The organism is Dolichospermum sp. FACHB-1091, assembly GCF_014697585.1.
Classification (GTDB): Bacteria; Cyanobacteriota; Cyanobacteriia; order Cyanobacteriales; family Nostocaceae; genus Dolichospermum.
Window position 1 is genome coordinate 83,628 of record NZ_JACJSB010000004.1, and the last position, 21,119, is coordinate 104,746.

Below are 21,119 nucleotides of genomic sequence, written 5' to 3' on the forward strand. Positions count from 1 at the left end.
GGATTGATAATGGCAAGAAAAGTACAGCACTCTTTGTTGAAAAAAGCAAAACAAAACAAAAATGACGAGTTTTATACACAGCTTTCAGATATAGAAAATGAGTTAAAACATTATAAAAGTCATTTTAAAAATAAAGTAGTTTTTTGTAATTGCGATGATGCTCGGATTAGCAATTTTTTTAATTACTTCGCATCAAATTTCGCAGAATTGGGTATTAAAAAATTAATAACTGCTTGTTATAGAAAACAAGAAAGGGATTTGTTTAATACCGAAGAAGTTGAAAATGGTTTTTTCTTTGAATATACAGGTCTAGAGGGAGAAAGAATTAAACCAAGTTCAACTAACATCGTTCATTTTAAAGGTGATGGCGATTTTCGTAGTGCTGAAAGTATCGAACTATTAAAGCAATCCGATATTGTTGTTACTAATCCTCCATTTTCATTATTTAGGGAGTATGTGGCTCAATTAGTTAAATACGATAAAAAATTCTTAATAATTGGCAATATTAATGCTATCACCTATAAAGAAATATTTAAGTTAATTAAGGAAAACAAGGCGTGGTTAGGAATAAACCTTGGTAGAGGTATTTCAGGTTTTATTGTCCCCGAATACTATGAACTCTATGGCACAGAGACTAGGATTGATAGCTCTGGAAATAGAATAGTTTCTCCAAACAATTGTCTATGGTTAACTAATTTAGACACTTTTAAACGACACGAATATATTACTCTCACAAAGAGATATTTTGGAAACGAAATTGAATACCCCCATTATGACAACTATGATGGTATTAATGTTAATAAAACACAAGAGATACCATTAGACTACAAAGGATTTATGGGTGTACCTATAACATTTCTACATAAATTCAATCCCGATCAGTTTGAAATAATTAAATTTAGAAAAGGGAATGATGGAAAAGATTTGTCAATAAATGGAAAATGTCCATATTTTAGGATTATAATCAAAAATAAACGAATATTGACTGAATTATCTAACAATAGAGGAATACCACAAGTGCGATCGCCAATCTTGTAGAGTGCGTTAATGAAATGTAACGCACCTTGTAATTTTATTATTAAACATCTTTTATAAGTGCGATCGCTAATATTGGGTTAGTGCGATCGCTAATCACTTCGGATAATTTTGATTGTGGATTGCGATCTTTCAAAACAAACATCAAATTCTCGAAAAAAGTTCGTTTGTCCAAGAATTAAAGGTACATAAGCTGCTTCTACCCAGGTAAATGCTAGACGAACGGGTTCAAGATTGCCAATTTGAACTTGCACAAATAACCCCCGTGCTTCAACCTTTGCAAGATTTCCAGCAAATGGCAAGCGGACAGTTTGATTATCCCAAATCGCACCTAATTGTAACCCAATATCATAAGGTAAGACATTGACAGTAGACCCAGTATCCAGCAGTGCATTTGCAGAAATAGAAGAGTTTGCATAACTCAGAATGATAGGAATTGTGGGTAATCCTTGATCATCATTAAAGGGAAATTCCACTGTACTAGCCATCAGTAGATACCTCTTGGTGATCCTGAATCATCTGCATGAGAATGTTTGCAGCTTCCGTTGCGTGATATGGCGACCAAATCGGGTATTCTGAAGCAGAAAAAATAACTTGTAGTTCAGCGTCTGGGATTTGTGTGGCTAGGAGTTTGAAGAGTGATAACTTGTCTGACTGACTTAGATTGTTGACCAGAGGAATTAACTCAGCGAGTGACATATTTTAAACTTTGAGATATACAATAATACATTTATCATAAGCGATCTGTTCGGAAGTGAAACAAATCATCCACAAATTATTAGGAGGTTTATGAATAACTGGACTGTAGAACAAATTACCTTTCGTTGTGTTGCCGAAGGCGAGCGAAGCTATCGTCTTTCTGTACGTCTGGAAAAATTAGCACAGAACTTTCTGCAAATGGCATCTCTCAGTTTAGATGAATTTAATGGAGAAGCGGTACTTGAAATTATTCGAGAAAGTAAAGTGTTTTTAGAATTGACAGCCATTGATTTAGATGTAGATAATGCTTTTGAATTAGCTCAAATACAACGTCAATTATCCAAATGGCATATTCATTGGTTATCAACTTGGGCAAGTGATTCTAGTCGTCTGGAAATTTCCACCTTGTCTCAAACCTGGGCAAATCGAATTAGGGAAATGGCACGAGTTCTGGTTTAAATTCCCATCTCTTAACCTTGATATCCTCCTTTTAAAAATACTCACGCCCGAATCACAGTAATTCTATATTGATTTTCCGTCACCACAACTTCAGTTGATAACCTTTCTTCCATTGGTAAAGCATTTTTCCGCCTATCAAACACAAATAACCAACCAAAATCTAAACCCAAACGAGCTAAATAAGATTCTAATTGTTCAATACCATCAGCTTGAGGATCGCGTTTTTTATCCCGCCATACCTTTAACTCAATACCCAAAGTTACATCTTTATAACGCAGACATAAATCCATTCTATCGCTACCAATGGCATATTCCCTTTCTAAAAGTCCCCCACCATTAATAACACGATGTAAAAAAGCCATTAATACAATATGCGGGGCAATTTCATGATATCCCGTACTACCTAATAACGGTTCTCCGTGCTGTCGCCAAAATTTGAGAAATGCTGTTAATAAAGTATCTATATTTAACTCTCCTTCCGCAGTTAACCAAGTCGGTGCAATCATTGGTAAAGATGCCATTGGTGTCACTGTTAAAACCCTGGGTAACACTTCCCGATAAATGGGATTAGCAATAGTTAATCCACCGTAGGGGTGCATTTTACATAATCCTAAATCAATCACAAATTGAATATCATCGTTGGGTATATTTCCTAATTCTAAACCTGCTAACATTGGTTCAATAATTGCTTTTATCCTGGGTTCTCGTAACCGTTCAGCTAAACTATCTAAATGAGTATCTTGACGAGTAATTAATATTTCTTTTGCTTGTAAAATGTGTTCTTTGGTAATAGTAATAGTTCTATCTTTAACCATTTTTTCTACAACTTCTTTAGCCAAAGCATTCACTAACCAAGGTTGTCCTTGAGTTAAATCATAAGCTGTTTCTATAGCTTCTGGTGTGAAAATTTGTCCTGTTGCTTCTGTATGTTGTTGATATAATTCTCCTACTTCTTCAATATTAAAATCTCGCATAGTAATAGAAGCAACTTTAATATTAAAAGGACTAGATGTATTTAATCTGTCACTACCTCCCGATGCTACTTTATAATCTCGTACATCTCGTAAACCAATTAATCCTACAGATGAGGGAAAATTTTCGGGACGGTTAGGAAAACCATCTCTTAATTGTCGTAAAATAGAAATTAATGTTTGGTCTTGTAAAGAATCAATTTCATCTATAAATAATATTAAAGGACGATTTATGGCTTTTGCCCAACCTGATAAAAAAGTTTTAATTCTACTTCCTGGTTCTTCCTGTTGCCATTGTTTAACAGGTGGTTGAAATTCTTTGGGTAAACGTATAGAAATAGTATCATACCAAGTTCCCAAAATTGCTAATTCTGCTGCACTGGGATCATGATTAAATGCACTTCCTACCTCTGCTGATACCATGACTGCTGCATAATTTCCTGTATCAGTAAGTTGCTTTGCTAGGGATAACATGGCAGTGGTTTTTCCCGTTTGTCGCGGTGCATGAAGGACAAAATAACTTTCTTGTTCAATTAACATTGATAAGTCGGGTAAACGACTGGTGGTTGAGAGTGTATAGTTTTTTTTAGGGTTACATGGACCTGCAATATTAAACCAGCGAGTCATGATGATTTTATTATTTAGTGAACTCTTTAAGTTTACACAATTGTTATGCTCCCGATATATTATTAAAACCACCAATTTGCTAATGAGAGTTGGTTAATTCCGCAATTAATTGTTCAGGAGTGATAATTCGTGGTGTGACAATGGGAAAATCTTGAGGATTACGGGTAATAATTGCATCCAATTGATTAACTACCGCAGTAGAGTATTGAATAGAATCTTCAAAATCCTTAAAATTGGTTGTGAAAGCCATTGTAATTGCAGCCTGATTTACCGTAGCAATTTGACAAAAGGTAATTAGCTGGTTTAAATAAGTAAGCGTCCAGTCTCGACCTCTTGCCTTACGGATAATGTAATACAAATCACTAAAAGTTGAGGCGGAAATATAACCTACAATTGTGCCTTGTTCAATTAGTGATAAAACTTGTTCACTTGCATTCCAAAAAGGTTCTCTTTCCAAGGCATTATCAATAATGATATTAGTATCTATCAGGATTTTCACAGGTTATGTTTCTCCTTTAAATATTCCCATTTAGCTTGATCTGGATCAAAATCTGCTGGAACAGGAGGAGCATTTTCAAATAAACCCTGAAATGCTTTAATCCTAGATTTTCTTTTTGGTGTCTCTGGTGCTGGTTCACTGGTTGGGGCTGTGGTATGATCATGGGTATCTGTAGCTGGCCAAACTACAATTTCCACATTTCCGGGGGGTAAATTCAAGGGTTCGGTAATCAGCAAGTTACCAGATTGATCAATTTTTCCTTTGAGTTTGTATGCTTGCATCATGTTTTTTATTAGATTCTATTTTTAGATTATCTCACGTTGAGCAAATGTTAAATTGTACCCTGTATATGTTATAATTATACCAATTATCTAAAATAATACTGTTAGCAATTTAGTCACAATTGCTGATTATGATAGAGGTGTGCTTATGGATAGCAGTTCACAGATTGATACTGTTCAAAAGTTTGCAGAGGTTATTGGTGATAATGATCACCTCTGGAGTCTTCTGGTTGGAAGAGAAGTTAGTCGCTTTGATAACCACTTTAAAGACAAACATTCCACAAAAGATATCCAGGGTACAACATTTCGCAAAGAAGGAAAAGTTATTGAAATAAAACATTTGAAAACTTCTAAATTATTACTAAGAGTAGATTATGGAACTGGATATATTTTGATGTATGAAAAAAATCAATTTATTCAAATGTTTAATCAAATCTCACCTCCTTTAATGCAAGAAAATATTTTTGACTTAACACTAATAACAAACTTGAAGGAAAGCAGACAAGAGAAAAAAATACCTTTAATAGAAAACCAAAATGATGAATTTAATAATAACCTTCTTAACATTGATACTGTTCAAAAACTTGCAGAAATTATTGGTGATAATGATCATCTCTGGAATCTTTTGATTGGAAGAGAAGTTAGTCGTTTTGATAACAAACTTGAATATGAACATTCCAGACAAGATATACAAGGTGTAACATTTCGCCAACAAGGAAAAGTTATTGAAATAAAACATTTGAGAACGTCTAAATTCTTACTAAGAATAGAAGCCATCAGAAAGCAAAATCCTCAAGCACTATTTTTCTGTGTTGGTGATGACTGGCAAGCAATAAATGGTTTTGCTGGTTCTGACCTCCGATTTTATCAGAATTTTCATCAATTTTTCCAACCATCACAGCAATTAAATATATCTACAAATTACCGTTCAGCTACTTCTATTGTTGATATTGGTAATAAGTTAATGCAAGGGTTGGGTACTCCTGCTCGCGCTCATAAAACCACGTCAGGAATAGTAAATATTGCTGATATGTCTAGCTTTAAACCAACTCCCACAGAGCAAGAAAATTATCCTGGAGATAATATAACACCTGCCATCTTACGTCTAATTAACAAGACTATTAAAGAAGGTAAAAAAGTAGTATTACTCAGTCGAAAAAATAGTTTACTTTGGTATGTGAATTATAAAAATCAAAAGAGTAAATATAAAAATGGTACACTTGGTAGTTTTTTAGAATTACTGCACTCATACCTTCCTGAAGAATCAAGAAATTCAGTAACTATATCAACTGCACACAAATATAAAGGTCTTCAAAAAGATGTAGTTATAATACTTGATGCTATTCCTCGTTGTTATCCCTTGATACATCCTGATTTAATGTTTACCCGTGTGTTTGGTGATAGCATTGAGTCTGTAGTAAATGAAGAAAGACGTTTATTTTATGTGGCTTTAACTCGTGCAGTTGAAACTTTATTTATTGTCACAGAAAGTACCAATTCATCACCTTTTCTTGACGAATTAAACAGCAGAACGGAAATTTCTGTATTAAATTGGTCAGATTATCAAACTTTTATTGGTGTGGGGACTATACGGTACATTACTGTTAAAGTTGGTAATCAAGATGGCAAAGGTAGCAATGGTACTTATACAATTAGCCATTTGTTGAAAGCTGAAGGTTATGGATGGAATAAAACAAAAAAAGTTTGGTATCGTACCTATCCAGCAGAAGGTTTTTCAGTTCCAGAATATTTTAATAATGCAAGTTGGATTTCTCAAGCTCTGGGAATTGAAGTAAGGTTTTGTGACGATGAGGAAAATAAATCAGAAGTTTATCATGTAAATCAAGGTCAATACTACTTGGTTAATGAAAATGAGGAGTAACAGCAATCAATCTGGTACAAAAATTCCCCCAATAACTCAGGATATAATTAGGGGAATGTATTGCATTTATGGATTTTAATAATGGATATAGTTTTAAAATTTATTCATCAAGAGTAAATAGGATTTCATCCCATGAACTGTGGCTATCAGAAGAAGATAGCACCTTATTAAAGAAAGTCTCATCAATAATCTGAACGCATGACATATCATCAAGATTCATACGTCTCCAATCGGGAAGCTTCATTGAATTACTTTCTCCCCTGATTTGATACACTAATACCTGTAGTAATTCATTTTTTAATCCTATAATGTGAGGTTCTGCAATACGATGTAATTCTTGATAATAAAACTCAATCAAGCGTTTTTGATTCATTGCTTGCTTTATAAGTTCTATTGTAGATGCTGACATTGACGGTTGTGAAATAGGCTTGTTCTTTTTGCTTTTTATCCCATTTATACCTCTAGGCTTAGAAAAACCAAAAGTATCACCACTACGGTTAGGAACACCAAAAGTATCACCACTGGATTTTTTTCTATTCATAAATATTCATTAGCAAAGTGTTTTTAGACTAATTATAATTATAGTCTAAGTATTTTAAATAATTCCATTCTGTAAATCTGGTTATAAGCTAATTTCTCCTGTTAAGTAAGTATAATTTCAGTCAATAACACTCAAGCCCGAATCACAGTAATTCTATATTGATTTTCCGTCACCACAACTTCAGTTGATAACCTTTCTTCCATTGGTAAAGCATTTTTCCGCCTATCAAACACAAATAACCAACCAAAATCTAAACCCAAACGAGCTAAATAAGATTCTAATTGTTCAATACCATCAGCTTGAGGATCGCGTTTTTTATCCCGCCATACCTTTAACTCAATACCCAAAGTTACATCTTTATAACGCAGACATAAATCCATTCTATCGCTACCAATGGCATATTCCCTTTCTAAAAGTCCCCCACCATTAATAACACGATGTAAAAAAGCCATTAATACAATATGCGGGGCAATTTCATGATATCCCGTACTACCTAATAACGGTTCTCCGTGCTGTCGCCAAAATTTGAGAAATGCTGTTAATAAAGTATCTATATTTAACTCTCCTTCCGCAGTTAACCAAGTCGGTGCAATCATTGGTAAAGAAGCCATTGGTGTGACTGTTAATACTCTGGGTAACACTTCCCGATAAATGGGATTAGCAATAGTTAAACCTCCATAGGGGTGCATTTTACATAATCCTAAATCAATCACAAATTGAATATCATCGTTGGGTATATTTCCTAATTCTAAACCTGCTAACATTGGTTCAATAATTGCTTTTATCCTGGGTTCTCGTAACCGTTCAGCTAAACTATCTAAATGAGTATCTTGACGAGTAATTAATATTTCTTTTGCTTGTAAAATGTGTTCTTTGGTAATAGTAATAGTTCTATCTTTAACCATTTTTTCTACAACTTCTTTAGCCAAAGCATTCACTAACCAAGGTTGTCCTTGAGTTAAATCATAAGCTGTTTCTATAGCTTCTGGTGTGAAAATTTGTCCTGTTGCTGCTGTATGTTGTTGATATAATTCTCCTACTTCTTCAATATTAAAATCTCGCATAGTAATAGAAGCAACTTTAATATTAAAAGGACTAGATGTATTTAATCTGTCACTACCTCCCGATGCTACTTTATAATCTCGTACATCTCGTAAACCAATTAATCCTACAGATGAGGGAAAATTTTCGGGACGGTTAGGAAAACCATCTCTTAATTGTCGTAAAATAGAAATTAATGTTTGGTCTTGTAAAGAATCAATTTCATCTATAAATAATATTAAAGGACGATTTATGGCTTTTGCCCAACCTGATAAAAAAGTTTTAATTCTACTTCCTGGTTCTTCCTGTTGCCATTGTTTAACAGGTGGTTGAAATTCTTTGGGTAAACGTATAGAAATAGTATCATACCAAGTTCCCAAAATTGCTAATTCTGCTGCACTGGGATCATGATTAAATGCACTTCCTACCTCTGCTGATACCATGACTGCTGCATAATTTCCTGTATCAGTAAGTTGCTTTGCTAGGGATAACATGGCAGTGGTTTTTCCCGTTTGTCGCGGTGCATGAAGGACAAAATAACTACGTTGTTGAATTAGCTCCTCCAAATCTGGTAGTCGTATTGTGGGAGAGAGCATATAGTGGATATCGTCTTCACAAGGACCTGCAATATTAAACCAGCGAGTCATGATGATTTTGGTAATAGGTGAACAATTTAAGTTTAGACTATTTTCAGGTTGGGGCGGGTCAGGAAGGCTTCAATTTAAATCGTGACCTGTTGGTGGTGATAGATCCATGACTTCGGTAAACCGGGAATATTTCACCTCACTAGTTGGGGGAAAGTGTGCGGAAATACCCATTAAACCGACTTTGATATCCTCAAAGAAAATCACACCACCAATTCGTCCGCTTGCTTGCAATGGTCCATGGAAAAATTGATGTCGGGGAATATGGATAAGGAGAGAATTGGTAATTTTGACGTTTTGACCAAATAGTTGTTGACAGGTTTTTTTGACAACTGCATCTATATATTGATTCTGGCTAGGTTTACCCAAGTTGATGAATTCGGGATGATCCGCAAAATGATCCATGTAATATGTCCAGATGTTAGACAAATCTTTTTCTTCAGTGAGGATTTGCTTGAGTTCTTGCCATCGTTTAAAATTCATAATCAGGAAGGAGATTAAAAGAGGATAGGTAGATTAGATTATTCTTTGCTTACTAAAAATTTATCATAGTTATGCGATCGCAGAGTGTCCCGGTGAGAACTAGGGCGACCTAGTAATCTCTTCCAGTGGCTATTCCAGGGTTAGGGAAAAATTAGGTAACGGTTGAAAACACCAAATAGCCGTTAGTAGATAAAAATAAATGGACTTATGATGTAGCTATTTAAGGAAAAATCAGGGAATAATCAAACCTATCCTCAAAAATCCTGACTATATCAGCGATTCCTTAATTTATTACCATATAACTGCTGTGCGGCCATTGTCCACCTAATAAAGCGTAAATTTCCACAGGTTTTCCAGAAATGGTAATGCCGATTTCATAGGATTTACCTGTGAAAGCAGCAAAGCGCCGACAAGCTTCATCATAAAAGTGACTGCGGCGATAATTTTTATTAGTTAAATCAATGGCAAATAGTCCGTAAAAATAGCGAGGAATACTTTGAATTGTTTCGACAATTTGCCCTAAGTTTCTCGCTAAAATTGCATTTCTGGGAACTTCTGTTCCCCAAGCTGTGTCCAATGCCCAAGAGGCGGAACTGAGGTGAGAACCGCCACAAATTCCACAAATTCTGGGAGTAACAATTAAGCCGGCTTGGGGATCTTTTCCGCGTAAAATGATTTCAAAACCCCGAAAAAGTTCGGCATGAGTCCAGGCGTTTGTGACATATCCATTTTCGATTTCGACACGCACATCTAAATCACCCTCGACTCTACCAACGGGTGAAATATCTAAGGTTTGAATTGGCATATTTTCTGGGTAATTGGTAATTGGTAATTGGTAATTGGTAATTGGTAATTGTTTCTACTAATGACCAATGACTAATAACTAAACGGTAAAAAAGTCTTCCTCTGCCCATTTTGGGGCTGTGTCTTTGGCGACAACGGTAAGCACTGCGTAATCTTTATGGTTGACTCCGGGGGGTATTTCTTTGGGTACTCCCATGACGGTTTGGGTTTTAAAAACTGTTCCGGGTTCAAGGTCAAAAAAGGGAAATTCCGGTTCTGTACAGCCTAAACAGGGCATTCCAGCGCGGGTTTTGGAGGAGACGCGGTTCCAAAGAATACGGTTACAGGAAGAACGGGTCATGGGTCCACGACAACCTAAGTCGTAAAATAGACAACCCTTCCGTTGGCCAAATTCCCCGGTTGTGGCTTTGTATGCAAAGTGAATGTTGCGGGTACAACCGGTTTGGGTGAAGGTGTTAAAGAAGGTTTGGGGACGATGTAGTTCATCGAGAACTATATCATCAATTCGTCCGGTGGCGATCGCTACTAATATCTGCGTTATCCAGTCGGGGTGTGCGGGACAACCGGGAATATTAATGACGGGTAAACCACCTTGACTGACAAAATCTGAACCGAAAAAACCGCCTTTTTCCCGTTTCAGAAATTGTAGTCCTTTGGAGTCGCTGGGGTTGGGTGACATTGCGGGAATTCCCCCCCAGGTCGCACAGTCTCCTACTGCGACAATGAATTTGGCAACTTTGGCTAAATCGTTTAACCAATCTTTCATGGGACGGTCTGCAAACCGGTTCCATTCTCCTGTACCATTAGGGGCGTTAACTACGCTGCCTTCAAATACTAAAATATCCAGGGGCGTTTTCCCTAAAATACAGTCCCATAACATAGTTTGGACGTTATCACCCAATTCTAAACCCAAGGAAGGATGCCAAAGTATTTTCATGCCGAAGTCAGCAATTAAATCACAAGCTGTCGGTTCTTCCGCATTCAGAAATGACATGGTGTTACCTGAACAAGCACCACCTTGTAGCCAGAGTACATTAGTCATTAGCTATGTATTTTTATATATGTTGACAATGGAGAATTAAGGAAGTTTTCGAGGGGTATAATTGCTCTTTTTTGAGAATCTAGGATGTAGAGGTTGACCTATTGATCAATATAGAACTCCTATTTGATTTGTGAGCAACATTTGTATTAGCGAACCACTTCAGGCACAGAGATAATAGAGGAGGAAAAAAGGGAGAAGTGTATTTCTACGGCTCTTTGGACGAGCACATTTTATTATCGCTATATTTGTTATTTTAATGCAATACTATTTTTTTGTGAGGATAGTCCGAATTTTTTAATATTTTCTGTTATTTGAAACTCGTCCTCATTCCTTGTAAACTAGAAATATATCCATCGGTGCAGTAACTATAACAATGTCGTCTATAACAATGTCGTCAAAAATAACTTCTGGATTATTTACCGATGATTTCATAGATCATCACGCAGTTTTATGTGTGCCAATTAATGCGGAAATCAAGGAGATTCGTCAACGTTATTTACAAATAGCTCAGATATTGCACCCAGATACTTCTAATCTAGCGGGTGACTTGGAAAAACAGATAGCTAATAGCCTGTTATCAAAACTAGTCAACCCGGCTTATCAGAAATTAACTGGAGAAAAAAAACGTCGGGAATATCTATTAATTTTGTCACAAATGGGTAAGCGATTGGCACAGGAAGCAGCATCAATCAAGGTTGAGACCCAATTAGCCAAGGAATTGTTAGCGGCTGCCAATGTTAGTGTGTCATATCAAAAAGCGATCGCCCAAATTGCTGAAACTCAATTTAATGATTTACAACAAGCACACAAGATTATCAGTGAAATTAGTGAGTTAAATCTAGTTTACCTGATGAGGACATCAGAAGAACTAATAACTAAGCCCCCATCTAGTCAGCCTCATAATCCTGGTCAAAAATTACCTTCATCTCCAACTTTACCATTAAAAGAAGAATCCTTAACAGAAAAATACCTGCGTCGCGCTCAAAATTTACTAGAAACAGACCAATTGTCCCAAGCCACTGTAGAATTACAGGATGCCTTAAAATTAGAGCCAAGAAATAGTCATTGCCATAGCTTGATGGCAATGGTATATTTAAAGCAAAATCAACTGAAAATGGCGAAAATTCACTTTGATAACGCTCTGAAGTTAAATCCTAATGATAACATCGCTTTGGAGTGGAAACCCAAGGTAGATCAGGCTTTAGGAAAGACAAGTAGTGATTCTTCAGTGAATTACTCTCCTAAAAATGAAGAGAAGCAACCAGATAAGTCTGGAAATGGCGGTTTGTTTGGCGGTTTGTTTGGTGGGAAGAAAAAATAATGGTGTATCAACCAGCAGCGGGAGCCAGGGATCTATTACCTTTAGATGTAGCGCAAAAACGCTGGATTGAAGATAGATTAGAACAAGTATTTCAGCGTTGGGGATATCACAGGATCATCACCTCAACCCTGGAAAGAATGGATACCTTAATGGCCGGTGAAGCAATTCAGCGTCAGATGGTGATTCAACTCCAAAATGGTCAAAATGAAGAATTGGGATTGCGTCCAGAATTGACGGCTTCTATCGCCCGGACAGTGGTAACTCGCATGACAAATGCGACCTATCCCCAGCGACTCTATTACAATGCTAATGTGTTTCGTCGCAATTGGGAAGGCCGCCATAATCGTCAACAAGAGTATTATCAAGCTGGGGTGGAGTTACTGGGAGCGGGAGGATTATTAGCTAATGCGGAAGTATTGCTGTTAGTAGCTGATTGTTTCACAGCCTTGGATTTACAAGGGTGGCGGTTAATTCTAGGGGAAGCGGGAATTACTCGCTCCCTGTTTAATGCTTTTCCCCCGGAAATTAGAAATCAAGTCCGTACTGCGATCGCTCATTTAGATTATGTAACTCTTGATACCTTGCCTCTGAGCGATGAACTACACCGGCGGGCTAAAATCATGTTAGATTTGCGAGGTGATAGTCGAGAGGTTTTAGAAAAAGTCAGCAGTTTGCATCTTGAACCAGACCAGCAGGAAGCAATAAATAATCTCAAATCTCTAGTAGAATTACTGGAGGGTAAATTCCCCTTAATCCTTGATTTAAGCCTAATTCAAACCATTGACTACTACACAGGTATTGTATTTGAAGTAGTGAGTGATACAAATTTTCAGGCACAAGTTTTAGGAAGAGGTGGTCGCTATGACCAATTACTAGGTTTATATCATCCCCAGAATGAAAGTATTCCCGGTATCGGCTTTGAACTGAGTATTGATGATTTATACCAAATTCTCTCATTTAATCAGCAATTACCCCAGAATATCCCCGCTAGTCATTGGTTGGTAGTTCCAGAAACTCCTGGTGCTGAAGCTGCGGCTTTTGATTATGCGGAAAAATTGCGTAAGAATAGTGAGTTAGTGAGAGTAGAAATAGAATTAGGCGGGAGGGATGTAAGCGCGATTCGTCAATATGCAAGCGATCGCTCCATCACCAAAATTGCTTGGATTAAAGCTGATGGTTCTCATACCATTGAAGCAGGATCATAAGTTAAGAATAACGGACAAAAAAGAGGAGGAATCGGAAAAATGCCACATAGTATTGTTACAGACGTTTGTGAAGGTGTTGCTGACTGCGTAAGTGCTTGTCCAGTAGCTTGTATTCATCAAGGTCCAGGGAAAAACGTCAAAGGTACAGATTGGTACTGGATTGATTTTGCTACTTGTATTGATTGTGGCATCTGTCTCCAAGTTTGTCCGGTAGAAAATGCGATTTTGGCAGAAGAAAGACCAGAATTGCAAAAAACCCCAACATAGTCATGGGTCAGTGGTCAGTGGTAAAAGAAAAACAACTGACAACTGACAACTAACAAATAACAAATAACAACGAACAAATGACGAATAACTATTTATTAAAAGTAGAAAATGTCCATGCAGGATATATTAAAGATGTAGACATTTTACAAGGTATCAACTTTCATGTTACCAATGGAGAATTAGTAACAGTAATTGGTCCCAATGGTGCGGGTAAATCAACATTAATCAAAACTATTTTTGGACTATTAACACCCCATACTGGAAAAATTACCTTTAAAAATCAAAATTTAGTAGGTTTAAAATCCAATCAAATTGTAGAAAAAGGTATGTCCTATGTTCCACAAATTGCGAATGTTTTTCCATCATTAACCGTAGATGAAAACTTAGAAATGGGGGCTTTTGTCAGGAATACGCCATTAAAACCCCTTAAAGATAAAATATACAATATGTTTCCGAGATTGAGCGATCGCTTGCGTCAACGAGCGGGGACTCTTTCTGGAGGAGAAAGACAAATGTTAGCCATGGGGAAAGCATTAATGTTAGAACCTAGTTTACTACTCCTAGATGAACCTTCAGCCGCATTATCTCCCATTTTAGTAAATCAGGTATTTGAGCAAATTAAGGAAATTAACCAATCGGGAACTGCTATAGTTTTAGTAGAGCAAAATGCCCGTAAAGCCTTAGAAATGGCAGATCGAGGTTATGTGTTAGAATCAGGAAGAGACGCTATCTCAGGACCTGGTAGAGAATTATTACATGATCCAAAAGTGGGAGAATTATATTTAGGTGCTGGGAAGAGACATTAAATCAAATCAAATCAGAACAAAATCATCTTAAACCCCTGAAACTCTTGATTGATCAAAATTTTCAATTTATCCAGCCAGCCCTATTTAAGAAGTCCGGGATATAATTTCCCCAACTTTAAAAGTTTGTCCTCCTATTGTCACCTGATCATCATCCACTAATTTCCGTCCTCTCCGCGTTTCCAGTATACCATTAACTTTCACCTCACCATGAAGAATCAATAATTTCGCTTGACCTCCAGTAGAGGTTATACCAATAAACTTTAAAAACTGGTCGAGTTTAATCATCTGCTCTTAGCAACTACTTAAAAAGTGTGTAAGTCTTTAGTGATAAGCTCTCAGTTACCAGCAAACCCTACTCTTGGCTGACTGCTGATAGCTGATAGCTTAAAAAATATATCACCTATAGCAATATAGCAGGATTTAGGATTTTGGCAACAATTTAAATTCTTGCAAAGCCGGTAAAAAGTTTTTATTTTCATGACTAGGACGACTCAGTTTAATTAAAGCAAAACGTTGTAAAATAGTTAAACTTGCCCAAACCTCAACAATAATTATCACACCTATTTCCTCAGCTTTTTCGTAAACACTACAGGGAATATTAGTAACATCTAGCCATGGTGGACAAGGTTCAATTGGTAATTCAGCCACAGGTTTACCAGTCAATTGCAATACCAATTCCTGAATATAATACCTATAATCATTAATTTGATCATCTGTCTCACAAGGTAATATCATTAGATATTGACGTGATTCTTGGCTCATCTGATTCCATTCCGCTAACTTGAGCTTAATTCCGCAAGTATCTAATTTATAGCGCACTAACATAGGAATGCAACGCAAAGAATCAACAAAGTCCGCTTCAAATTCAAAAAAATCTGTCATAAAATTGGTAATATTTATATATTTACTATAACGATTTTGAATTGTATATAAAATACAACCATTATGAATATTGATTTTAAATACAATGTTACTACTATTGTTTTAGCCGGTGGTAAAAGCACTCGCATGGGTAGAGATAAAGCCTTAATTCCTATTCAAGGTGTACCCATGTTACAATTAATTTGTAACATTGCTGAAGCTTGCACGGATAAAGTGTATATTGTCACCCCCTGGCCTGAGCGTTATCAACAATTGCTAACACCTAAAAGTCAATTTATTCGAGAAATTCCCCTAACTGGAGAAACTGGAAATGAATCTCGTACTCATGGGCCACTTATAGGTTTTATGCAAGGGTTGGAATTGGTAGAAACAAATTGGGTACTTTTATTAGCTTGTGATTTACCAAATTTACGGTTAGAAATATTACAAGCATGGATATGTCAATTAGATACAATTCCAGAGAATAAAATAGCAGCTTTAGTACAAAATTATCCAATCTGGCAACCTTTATGTGGTTTTTATCGCAGTCGTTGTCTAAGGGAATTAAATCAGTATGTTCAACAAGGTGGACGTTCATTTCAAGGCTGGTTAGAACTTTATTCTGTTTATACCTTACCTTTGTTAGATTCCCAAATGTTATTTAATTTCAACCAGTAATATTTGGTAAAGGTTATATCCATGCAGATACTTCAAGCCCGGACAGTAACTCAAGTTGCTGGTTATCTGGTTGAGGCTGGTAATGGGTAATGGGTAATAGGTCATTGGTGAGTAATTTTCCGTTTTAATCCTGTAAATACTTGAATCCTGGACATTCTGACCCAGACATTTTCCCTAACTAGCAACTTACGTTAGTAGAAACTTCTCTGGTTAAATGTACTAAAATTTACACTAAATAATATATCTACCTTAAGTATTTAACCTTATTTAATTTGTTACCCAGATAGATTTAATTTTTTATAGCCTAAAGTCATTGCATTAATGTTTTTGGGTAAAAAAGTAAATCCGTAACAAATGACTGCGAGAATTAATTTGGTATACTAAATTTTAACTGGATTTTTAACTGCTTTTGCTCGTCAATTGTACTGCAACTGTTAAGATATTTAACCAGCCCAGCCTACCACTTAGAAACAACATTAGCGCAAATGAACATCAAGAATCTTTTCCGTCGGATTGATGTGAGAGAGGTATCATTGAGTAGTCCTGATATCACTGGTATATTACCGATTATTGGTTATGTCCTTGTTACCATGTCATTTATAGACTATATCTCGGTTATTGCTGAGTTCCAGTTGAACAACTTTGAAAATGAACTCAATTCCATTAGTCTATTTGCTGAACACAGTTGGGTTTTTTTGATTGGTTTGGGATTTATTTTTACTCGCTATTTTACTGACAACCAATCTGATATCCGCCTTCTAGAAGTTATTTTTCAGAAAATTTTTCGCTGGGTGATTCTGATAATGGGGATTGCCTTTTTGCTTTTAATTCCCCTTGTCTTTTTAGATACAGGACGTTTACTAAAATCATTCAATGATCAGATTAACGAACAGCAAAATACCAATATTGAACAAATAACTCAACTCGAAAAGAATCTGGCTTCTGTGGTTAATGAGCAACAACTCAAGATTTTAGGTAGAAATATAAAAATGAGTCCAGAGGAGTTAAATTTACCATATCCTCAACTTAAAAATGCAATTGAACAAAAATTAATCACTTTCAAGGATAGTGTCCGCAAAGAAACAGAAAAAACCAAAAGAGAGAAATCTTTGAGTACGTGGAAGACAAGTCGCAGAGTAATTATTTCTCTCGTCATTCTTAGTTTTACCTTTGTGATTATTTGGTTCAAAATAGGTGCGGCTTTTTAGAGCATACTTGAAAAGTCGTAAAGTTTAGGGAAAAATCACTGCGGAATGTGGGTTAGAGGATGTTTTAAAAATCTCAAAGGTGTATCAAATATTTTCACATCCCCCTAAATCCTGTTGATTAAGGGTGGTCATGAGGGGGGATCTAAAATAAAATTACCATCCAAAACTTTTAAAACATCCTCTTAGAAAGTCCTTTAAAAACATTGTAGATCATGTTAGAAATTAAACGTAAAATTGGAAATTTCAAGGAAGTTAAGTTCCTGAATCAGACTTTTCTAGTTCTATTCGTCTTTGGGTTGATTTCTTCAATTAACCTAACACTCTATTGGCGAGTTGAAAAAAACTTTAATCAATGGTTTTTAGAATTATTACTATATGGAAGTATTCTATGGCATCTTCACCAGAAACGCTATAATCTCACCTTGATTAGTAGGTTTCCGGATAATTTTATTGGTTGTCTTTTGATTATAATTCCCTACATCAAGGGAAATTTTTCATTCCAAGAAGTCTCTATTTCCTGGTATTTTCTACCTTTAATCACTTTCACTGGTTTCGTTTTATTAGTATCGGGATTTCAGGGAATTAAACAATTTCGGAAATATTTAGCAATTATTGCCATATTTCCCCTGGTTGTTATCTTGGTAAAATTCTTGGGAATGGTGATGCGGATTACAGTCATTTCCGCCAAACTTACCTCTTTTGTTTTATGGTATTTGGGCTTTGATGCGGCTACTCAGGCTGATTTTGTTTGGGTTAATAATGGAACAATTCAGATTTTATCAGAATGTACGGCTGTACCAATTCTGATCTTGCTATTAAAAATTTCTTTTCTGCTGGTCATTCTTTTTCCATCTCTACTGAAAAATAGTTATTTACCTTTTATTCTTTCAGTAGCGATTAGCCTGATTTCTTCCATTATCCGATTGGTTATTATAGCCCTTGTGGTGTCAGATAAACCTGCATTTAATTATTGGCACGGTCATCAAGGTGGTAATATCTTTTTTGTAATCTCGTTTCTGGTCTTTGGCGCAGTGATTCTTCTGGTATTACCAAACAATAATAATATGCCATCGTCAGTGACAGAAGCGACCCCTGAGAAATCCCAGCCATTATCCTGGTTAATGGTGCTGACAGGTATGGGTTCACTGATTATCTTACTTAACTTTCTCATCAATCCCAATGGTGGCTTGAGTCAAAACGTAGTCTATCATTTTCCGTCGGAAATTACTATCCCTGGTTGGCAACTCACCGCTAGTAAACCTGTTTCTTATCAGCAAGTAGTCAAGGAAAATAATCCCCCTCAACAAACTACAAATGTGGAAGCAGATAAGAAGAAGGATATGTTGACTGGGCAAATTTATCATTACCAAAAAGCTGGACGGGATTTAACGGTCAATTTTTATTATATCCGCGTGAGTTTAGGTGATATCATGTCGTACTATGAGCAGTTTACTTATTTGCCTGATTTACCCAAGGTGATAAAACCTCTGGCAAAGGTGAACCCTAAAGGTTATCATTTACAGTTCTCTGATCAGAAAAATCACTATTTGACAGCTTGTATTAATTCCATGGGAAAAAGTACAGTGACAGTGGCTCAATTCACAGCTTATTTTTATCGTCCTTATCTAAATCCCTCTCAATGGGTAAACCTCTTGAACGGTAAACAAACTATCCGTGATAGACGCTGTATCTGGGGGCAAATCTCCTTAGCAAGGGCTGACGGTACTGAAGCTGAATTGGAGTCCGTTTGGCAGGCTTTATTGTCCTATTGGGAGGGTAATTTCCCGAACTTGCAACTGTAGTTGTCCTTTGTGAAAATGATTTTTTAGGAGTAATATTTGATTTTTGAAATAAATGTAGGGTGAGCATTGCCCTCCCTACATTTATCATTTATAATTCCTATAAGGAGGATTGCTATACATAGAAATGGTATTAAGTTGTAAATTATTTTAAACTGAGATTAATATTGGTAAATTTACTCTAGATTTTCATCAAGCAAATGTTTTATAGTGAAAAATATTGGTGTTGTTGCCTTTGTACTCAAGTTCGTGAAGAGGAAATAAGTAAAAACTCCCTATTTAACCTTAGGTGAATTTTGCTTTCAGCTAGGAAATTGATCGAAAAAGTGGGTTTCATAATTTGTCATGAAACAATGATAAATTGAGAAATCTGCATCAACTCGAAAACTGCGTAAATCAGCTTAGTTAATAACCCAAATGTATGAGTATTGATTGATAATTTAATTCCCCAGAATAATTTATGATATCTAGTATGACAGATTCAGCGGTAAAAGCAGCGATCGCGGCTATATCTTCCGAGTCAGCAACAACAGCAGAAAAAATCCAAATGCTGATGGAAATTGCGACAGGTTTACAAAAGAAACCGAAAACATCCCAAGATTTACGCCATGCAGTTGGGCTATTTGACCGTGCATATCAAATGTGTGGGGTGGAATATGTTTTACTGAAAGCACGGGCTAAGGTGGGCAAGGCAGGGGCATTACAAATGATTCCTGATGGTGATTCCCAGATGTTGCAAGAAGCGCGAGCAGATTATGAGGAAGCTTTGCCAATTTTACAACAATTTGCCACTGCGGAGGAAGTGGCAGCAGCCCAAATGAATTTGGGTTTGGTTTTACAGTCTTTAGTTCCCGAAAATTTAGCGCGGATAACTGATAGTATTCATGTTTATCATCAGGCTTTGCGAGTGTTCACTTGGGAAAAGTATCCCCAAGAATATGCGATTTTATATAATAATATAGCGATCGCTTATCTGTCTATACCTATGTCATCAGAACGGGAATCTTTACGTCAAGGTTTAGCAATACAGTCTTTTGAAACTGCTCTCAAACATATTAACATCATTGACCATCCTAGAGAATATGCAATGTTGCAAAATAATTTAGGAAATGCTTTACAATATTTAGTAAGTTCTCATCCTATAGACAATAATTTACGGGCTGTTTTGGCTTACAATGAAGCTTTGAAAGTGCGTAATCCTCAAGATACACCGTTAGAATATGCTAACACAATTTCTAACAAAGCTAATGTTCTTTTCAACCTACCTGACAATCCTGAAAAACCGGAATTAGGAAATCAAAGAAATCTTTTGCAAGCGCGAGAATACTATCAGCAAGCTTGGCAAATATTTACAGACAATCAACAATTAGAACAAGCAGAAATAGTAGGTAAAGCACTAGAAGATTTAGCCGCAGAAATTCAAGTATAGGAGAATCATCATGTTTGATTTTGTCAATGATCCAGAATTTATTAACTTTCTGTATAGTCTAAATACAGAATTAAATTTCACCACAGGATTTACTTGGTTAATTATTGCTGTAATTTTATCAATGGTTGGTGGTGCAATTGGTGGAATTATCCTTGCTGGTAAAGATATTGGATACAAATTTGCAGCCATAATTGGTAGTTTATTCGCACCAGCGGGGGTAATTCCTGCGGTAATTTTAGGGTTATTTATCCTGAATTTATTAGCTAATTACTAGGAGGATATATGTTAGAATTAAGTTGGTTTTCTATTAAGTTATTTTTTAAGGGTAAACTATTCCGTGACCCCATATATTTTCTGCGTCAAACTATAATTGCTAGTGGTATTGGCACAGTTATATTAGTATTACTAGCACAAGCATCAATTCCCCTTTGTATTCCCATTACTGTAGCTAGTTTAATTACGGGTGCAATTATGCCTTTTTTATTGCAAGATTTTAGAATGAAATGATTTACAGTAGGTTGGGTTGACATTAGGAAA

General features: G+C 36.1%; 24 protein-coding genes and 1 pseudogene. 13 read left to right on the forward strand and 12 right to left on the reverse strand.

Annotated features, from left to right (window positions below; genetic code table 11):
* The first annotated feature begins 9 nt into the window (after window positions 1–9).
* Window positions 10–1,038: an adenine-specific methyltransferase EcoRI family protein gene (locus tag H6G25_RS03735; RefSeq protein WP_190391314.1), complete on the forward strand. Its 1,029-nt coding sequence runs from the start codon at window positions 10–12 to the stop codon at window positions 1,036–1,038.
* Window positions 1,039–1,127: 89 nt separating this feature from the next.
* Here the strand turns inward: H6G25_RS03735 and H6G25_RS03740 are convergent, their stop codons facing one another.
* Together H6G25_RS03740 and H6G25_RS03745 are read right to left on the reverse strand one after the other, a co-directional pair.
* Window positions 1,128–1,523, reverse strand: coding sequence for a hypothetical protein (locus tag H6G25_RS03740; protein ID WP_190391315.1), 396 nt, complete (start codon window positions 1,521–1,523; stop codon window positions 1,128–1,130).
* Window positions 1,516–1,734 carry a hypothetical protein gene (locus H6G25_RS03745; RefSeq protein WP_028088678.1) on the reverse strand — a complete coding sequence of 73 codons (219 nt, stop codon included), beginning with the start codon at window positions 1,732–1,734 and terminating at the stop codon, window positions 1,516–1,518. The genes H6G25_RS03740 and H6G25_RS03745 overlap by 8 nt, the downstream gene beginning before the upstream one ends.
* Before the next feature lie 90 nt (window positions 1,735–1,824).
* Here H6G25_RS03745 and H6G25_RS03750 point away from each other — a divergent pair, with 90 nt between their 5' ends.
* Entirely contained in the window at window positions 1,825–2,193 is a 369-nt protein-coding gene (locus H6G25_RS03750; protein ID WP_028083594.1) for a hypothetical protein, read from the forward strand.
* A 41-nt stretch (window positions 2,194–2,234) separates the two neighbouring features.
* On the opposite strand, the gene H6G25_RS03755 is transcribed toward H6G25_RS03750, so the two are convergent.
* The 3 genes from H6G25_RS03755 to H6G25_RS03765 form a co-directional block, all read right to left on the reverse strand.
* A complete protein-coding gene (locus H6G25_RS03755; protein WP_190391316.1) occupies window positions 2,235–3,791 on the reverse strand; it encodes an AAA-like domain-containing protein in 1,557 nt (518 codons plus the stop codon).
* 79 nt (window positions 3,792–3,870) lie between these two features.
* Window positions 3,871–4,290, reverse strand: a complete 420-nt coding sequence (locus H6G25_RS03760) for a PIN domain-containing protein (RefSeq protein WP_168466051.1) — start codon at window positions 4,288–4,290, stop codon at window positions 3,871–3,873.
* Window positions 4,287–4,574, reverse strand: coding sequence for a hypothetical protein (locus H6G25_RS03765; protein WP_242034873.1), 288 nt, complete (start codon window positions 4,572–4,574; stop codon window positions 4,287–4,289). The genes H6G25_RS03760 and H6G25_RS03765 overlap by 4 nt, the downstream gene beginning before the upstream one ends.
* A 145-nt stretch (window positions 4,575–4,719) precedes the next feature.
* Between H6G25_RS03765 and H6G25_RS21015 the strand changes: the two genes are divergently transcribed.
* Window positions 4,720–6,453, forward strand: coding sequence for a 3'-5' exonuclease (locus H6G25_RS21015; protein WP_242034874.1), 1,734 nt, complete (start codon window positions 4,720–4,722; stop codon window positions 6,451–6,453).
* 100 nt (window positions 6,454–6,553) lie between these two features.
* Here the strand turns inward: H6G25_RS21015 and H6G25_RS03775 are convergent, their stop codons facing one another.
* The 5 genes and pseudogenes from H6G25_RS03775 to H6G25_RS03795 all read right to left on the reverse strand — a co-directional run bounded on the left by H6G25_RS03775 (window position 6,554) and on the right by H6G25_RS03795 (window position 11,008).
* Window positions 6,554–6,994, reverse strand: coding sequence for a hypothetical protein (locus H6G25_RS03775; RefSeq protein WP_168466052.1), 441 nt, complete (start codon window positions 6,992–6,994; stop codon window positions 6,554–6,556).
* Window positions 6,995–7,125: 131 nt separating this feature from the next.
* Entirely contained in the window at window positions 7,126–8,682 is a 1,557-nt protein-coding gene (locus H6G25_RS03780; protein ID WP_190391317.1) for an AAA-like domain-containing protein, read from the reverse strand.
* A gap of 69 nt (window positions 8,683–8,751) precedes the next feature.
* Window positions 8,752–9,162 carry a hypothetical protein gene (locus H6G25_RS03785; protein ID WP_190391318.1) on the reverse strand — a complete coding sequence of 137 codons (411 nt, stop codon included), beginning with the start codon at window positions 9,160–9,162 and terminating at the stop codon, window positions 8,752–8,754.
* Window positions 9,163–9,454: 292 nt separating this feature from the next.
* A pseudogene (locus tag H6G25_RS03790) lies at window positions 9,455–9,967 on the reverse strand (nickel-dependent hydrogenase large subunit); the annotation flags it as partial.
* A 78-nt stretch (window positions 9,968–10,045) separates the two neighbouring features.
* Entirely contained in the window at window positions 10,046–11,008 is a 963-nt protein-coding gene (locus tag H6G25_RS03795; RefSeq protein WP_190391319.1) for a hydrogenase small subunit, read from the reverse strand.
* 388 nt (window positions 11,009–11,396) lie between these two features.
* On the opposite strand from H6G25_RS03795, the gene H6G25_RS03800 reads away from it, so the two are divergent.
* The 4 genes from H6G25_RS03800 to H6G25_RS03815 all read left to right on the forward strand — a co-directional run bounded on the left by H6G25_RS03800 (window position 11,397) and on the right by H6G25_RS03815 (window position 14,607).
* A complete protein-coding gene (locus H6G25_RS03800; protein ID WP_190391423.1) occupies window positions 11,397–12,329 on the forward strand; it encodes a DnaJ domain-containing protein in 933 nt (310 codons plus the stop codon).
* A complete protein-coding gene (locus H6G25_RS03805) occupies window positions 12,329–13,534 on the forward strand; it encodes an ATP phosphoribosyltransferase regulatory subunit (protein WP_190391320.1) in 1,206 nt (401 codons plus the stop codon). Before H6G25_RS03800 ends, H6G25_RS03805 begins: the two co-directional genes overlap by 1 nt.
* Before the next feature lie 39 nt (window positions 13,535–13,573).
* A complete protein-coding gene (locus H6G25_RS03810; RefSeq protein WP_190391321.1) occupies window positions 13,574–13,801 on the forward strand; it encodes a ferredoxin family protein in 228 nt (75 codons plus the stop codon).
* A 77-nt stretch (window positions 13,802–13,878) separates the two neighbouring features.
* Entirely contained in the window at window positions 13,879–14,607 is a 729-nt protein-coding gene (locus H6G25_RS03815) for an ABC transporter ATP-binding protein (RefSeq protein WP_190391322.1), read from the forward strand.
* 84 nt (window positions 14,608–14,691) lie between these two features.
* On the opposite strand, the gene H6G25_RS03820 is transcribed toward H6G25_RS03815, so the two are convergent.
* Window positions 14,692–14,892: an RNA-binding S4 domain-containing protein gene (locus tag H6G25_RS03820; RefSeq protein ID WP_190391323.1), complete on the reverse strand. Its 201-nt coding sequence runs from the start codon at window positions 14,890–14,892 to the stop codon at window positions 14,692–14,694.
* Window positions 14,893–15,027: 135 nt separating this feature from the next.
* Window positions 15,028–15,489, reverse strand: a complete 462-nt coding sequence (locus tag H6G25_RS03825) for a nitrate reductase associated protein (RefSeq protein WP_190391324.1) — start codon at window positions 15,487–15,489, stop codon at window positions 15,028–15,030.
* A gap of 63 nt (window positions 15,490–15,552) precedes the next feature.
* On the opposite strand from H6G25_RS03825, the gene H6G25_RS03830 reads away from it, so the two are divergent.
* The 6 genes from H6G25_RS03830 to H6G25_RS03855 all read left to right on the forward strand — a co-directional run bounded on the left by H6G25_RS03830 (window position 15,553) and on the right by H6G25_RS03855 (window position 21,089).
* Complete coding sequence (locus tag H6G25_RS03830; RefSeq protein WP_190391325.1) at window positions 15,553–16,146, forward strand: molybdenum cofactor guanylyltransferase; 594 nt, start codon at window positions 15,553–15,555, stop codon at window positions 16,144–16,146.
* Between the two features lie 485 nt (window positions 16,147–16,631).
* Window positions 16,632–17,354, forward strand: coding sequence for an HpsJ family protein (locus tag H6G25_RS03835; RefSeq protein ID WP_190391326.1), 723 nt, complete (start codon window positions 16,632–16,634; stop codon window positions 17,352–17,354).
* Between the two features lie 212 nt (window positions 17,355–17,566).
* Window positions 17,567–19,156, forward strand: a complete 1,590-nt coding sequence (locus H6G25_RS03840; protein WP_190391327.1) for an archaeosortase/exosortase family protein — start codon at window positions 17,567–17,569, stop codon at window positions 19,154–19,156.
* 457 nt (window positions 19,157–19,613) lie between these two features.
* The gene (locus H6G25_RS03845; protein WP_190391328.1) at window positions 19,614–20,582 is read left to right on the forward strand and encodes a hypothetical protein; all 969 of its coding nucleotides are present in this window, start codon (window positions 19,614–19,616) and stop codon (window positions 20,580–20,582) included.
* Window positions 20,583–20,592: 10 nt separating this feature from the next.
* Window positions 20,593–20,856 (forward strand): hypothetical protein, encoded by a 264-nt coding sequence (locus tag H6G25_RS03850; RefSeq protein ID WP_028089732.1) that lies wholly within the window; start codon window positions 20,593–20,595, stop codon window positions 20,854–20,856.
* 8 nt (window positions 20,857–20,864) lie between these two features.
* Window positions 20,865–21,089, forward strand: coding sequence for a hypothetical protein (locus H6G25_RS03855; RefSeq protein WP_028083582.1), 225 nt, complete (start codon window positions 20,865–20,867; stop codon window positions 21,087–21,089).
* Window positions 21,090–21,119 lie beyond the last annotated feature (30 nt).

Excerpts from the sequence above, each read along its gene's own strand:
- H6G25_RS03735 (WP_190391314.1), top strand. The coding sequence starts at position 10 with ATGGCAAGAAAAGTACAGCACTCTTTGTTGAAAAAAGCAAAACAAAAC.
- H6G25_RS03740 (WP_190391315.1), bottom strand. The coding sequence starts at position 1,523 with ATGGCTAGTACAGTGGAATTTCCCTTTAATGATGATCAAGGATTACCC.
- H6G25_RS03745 (WP_028088678.1), bottom strand. The coding sequence starts at position 1,734 with ATGTCACTCGCTGAGTTAATTCCTCTGGTCAACAATCTAAGTCAGTCA.
- H6G25_RS03750 (WP_028083594.1), top strand. The coding sequence starts at position 1,825 with ATGAATAACTGGACTGTAGAACAAATTACCTTTCGTTGTGTTGCCGAA.
- H6G25_RS03755 (WP_190391316.1), bottom strand. The coding sequence starts at position 3,791 with ATGACTCGCTGGTTTAATATTGCAGGTCCATGTAACCCTAAAAAAAAC.
- H6G25_RS03765 (WP_242034873.1), bottom strand. The coding sequence starts at position 4,574 with ATGATGCAAGCATACAAACTCAAAGGAAAAATTGATCAATCTGGTAAC.
- H6G25_RS21015 (WP_242034874.1), top strand. The coding sequence starts at position 4,720 with ATGGATAGCAGTTCACAGATTGATACTGTTCAAAAGTTTGCAGAGGTT.
- H6G25_RS03775 (WP_168466052.1), bottom strand. The coding sequence starts at position 6,994 with ATGAATAGAAAAAAATCCAGTGGTGATACTTTTGGTGTTCCTAACCGT.
- H6G25_RS03780 (WP_190391317.1), bottom strand. The coding sequence starts at position 8,682 with ATGACTCGCTGGTTTAATATTGCAGGTCCTTGTGAAGACGATATCCAC.
- H6G25_RS03785 (WP_190391318.1), bottom strand. The coding sequence starts at position 9,162 with ATGAATTTTAAACGATGGCAAGAACTCAAGCAAATCCTCACTGAAGAA.
- H6G25_RS03795 (WP_190391319.1), bottom strand. The coding sequence starts at position 11,008 with ATGACTAATGTACTCTGGCTACAAGGTGGTGCTTGTTCAGGTAACACC.
- H6G25_RS03800 (WP_190391423.1), top strand. The coding sequence starts at position 11,397 with ATGTCGTCAAAAATAACTTCTGGATTATTTACCGATGATTTCATAGAT.
- H6G25_RS03805 (WP_190391320.1), top strand. The coding sequence starts at position 12,329 with ATGGTGTATCAACCAGCAGCGGGAGCCAGGGATCTATTACCTTTAGAT.
- H6G25_RS03810 (WP_190391321.1), top strand. The coding sequence starts at position 13,574 with ATGCCACATAGTATTGTTACAGACGTTTGTGAAGGTGTTGCTGACTGC.
- H6G25_RS03815 (WP_190391322.1), top strand. The coding sequence starts at position 13,879 with ATGACGAATAACTATTTATTAAAAGTAGAAAATGTCCATGCAGGATAT.
- H6G25_RS03820 (WP_190391323.1), bottom strand. The coding sequence starts at position 14,892 with ATGATTAAACTCGACCAGTTTTTAAAGTTTATTGGTATAACCTCTACT.
- H6G25_RS03825 (WP_190391324.1), bottom strand. The coding sequence starts at position 15,489 with ATGACAGATTTTTTTGAATTTGAAGCGGACTTTGTTGATTCTTTGCGT.
- H6G25_RS03830 (WP_190391325.1), top strand. The coding sequence starts at position 15,553 with ATGAATATTGATTTTAAATACAATGTTACTACTATTGTTTTAGCCGGT.
- H6G25_RS03835 (WP_190391326.1), top strand. The coding sequence starts at position 16,632 with ATGAACATCAAGAATCTTTTCCGTCGGATTGATGTGAGAGAGGTATCA.
- H6G25_RS03840 (WP_190391327.1), top strand. The coding sequence starts at position 17,567 with ATGTTAGAAATTAAACGTAAAATTGGAAATTTCAAGGAAGTTAAGTTC.
- H6G25_RS03845 (WP_190391328.1), top strand. The coding sequence starts at position 19,614 with ATGATATCTAGTATGACAGATTCAGCGGTAAAAGCAGCGATCGCGGCT.
- H6G25_RS03850 (WP_028089732.1), top strand. The coding sequence starts at position 20,593 with ATGTTTGATTTTGTCAATGATCCAGAATTTATTAACTTTCTGTATAGT.
- H6G25_RS03855 (WP_028083582.1), top strand. The coding sequence starts at position 20,865 with ATGTTAGAATTAAGTTGGTTTTCTATTAAGTTATTTTTTAAGGGTAAA.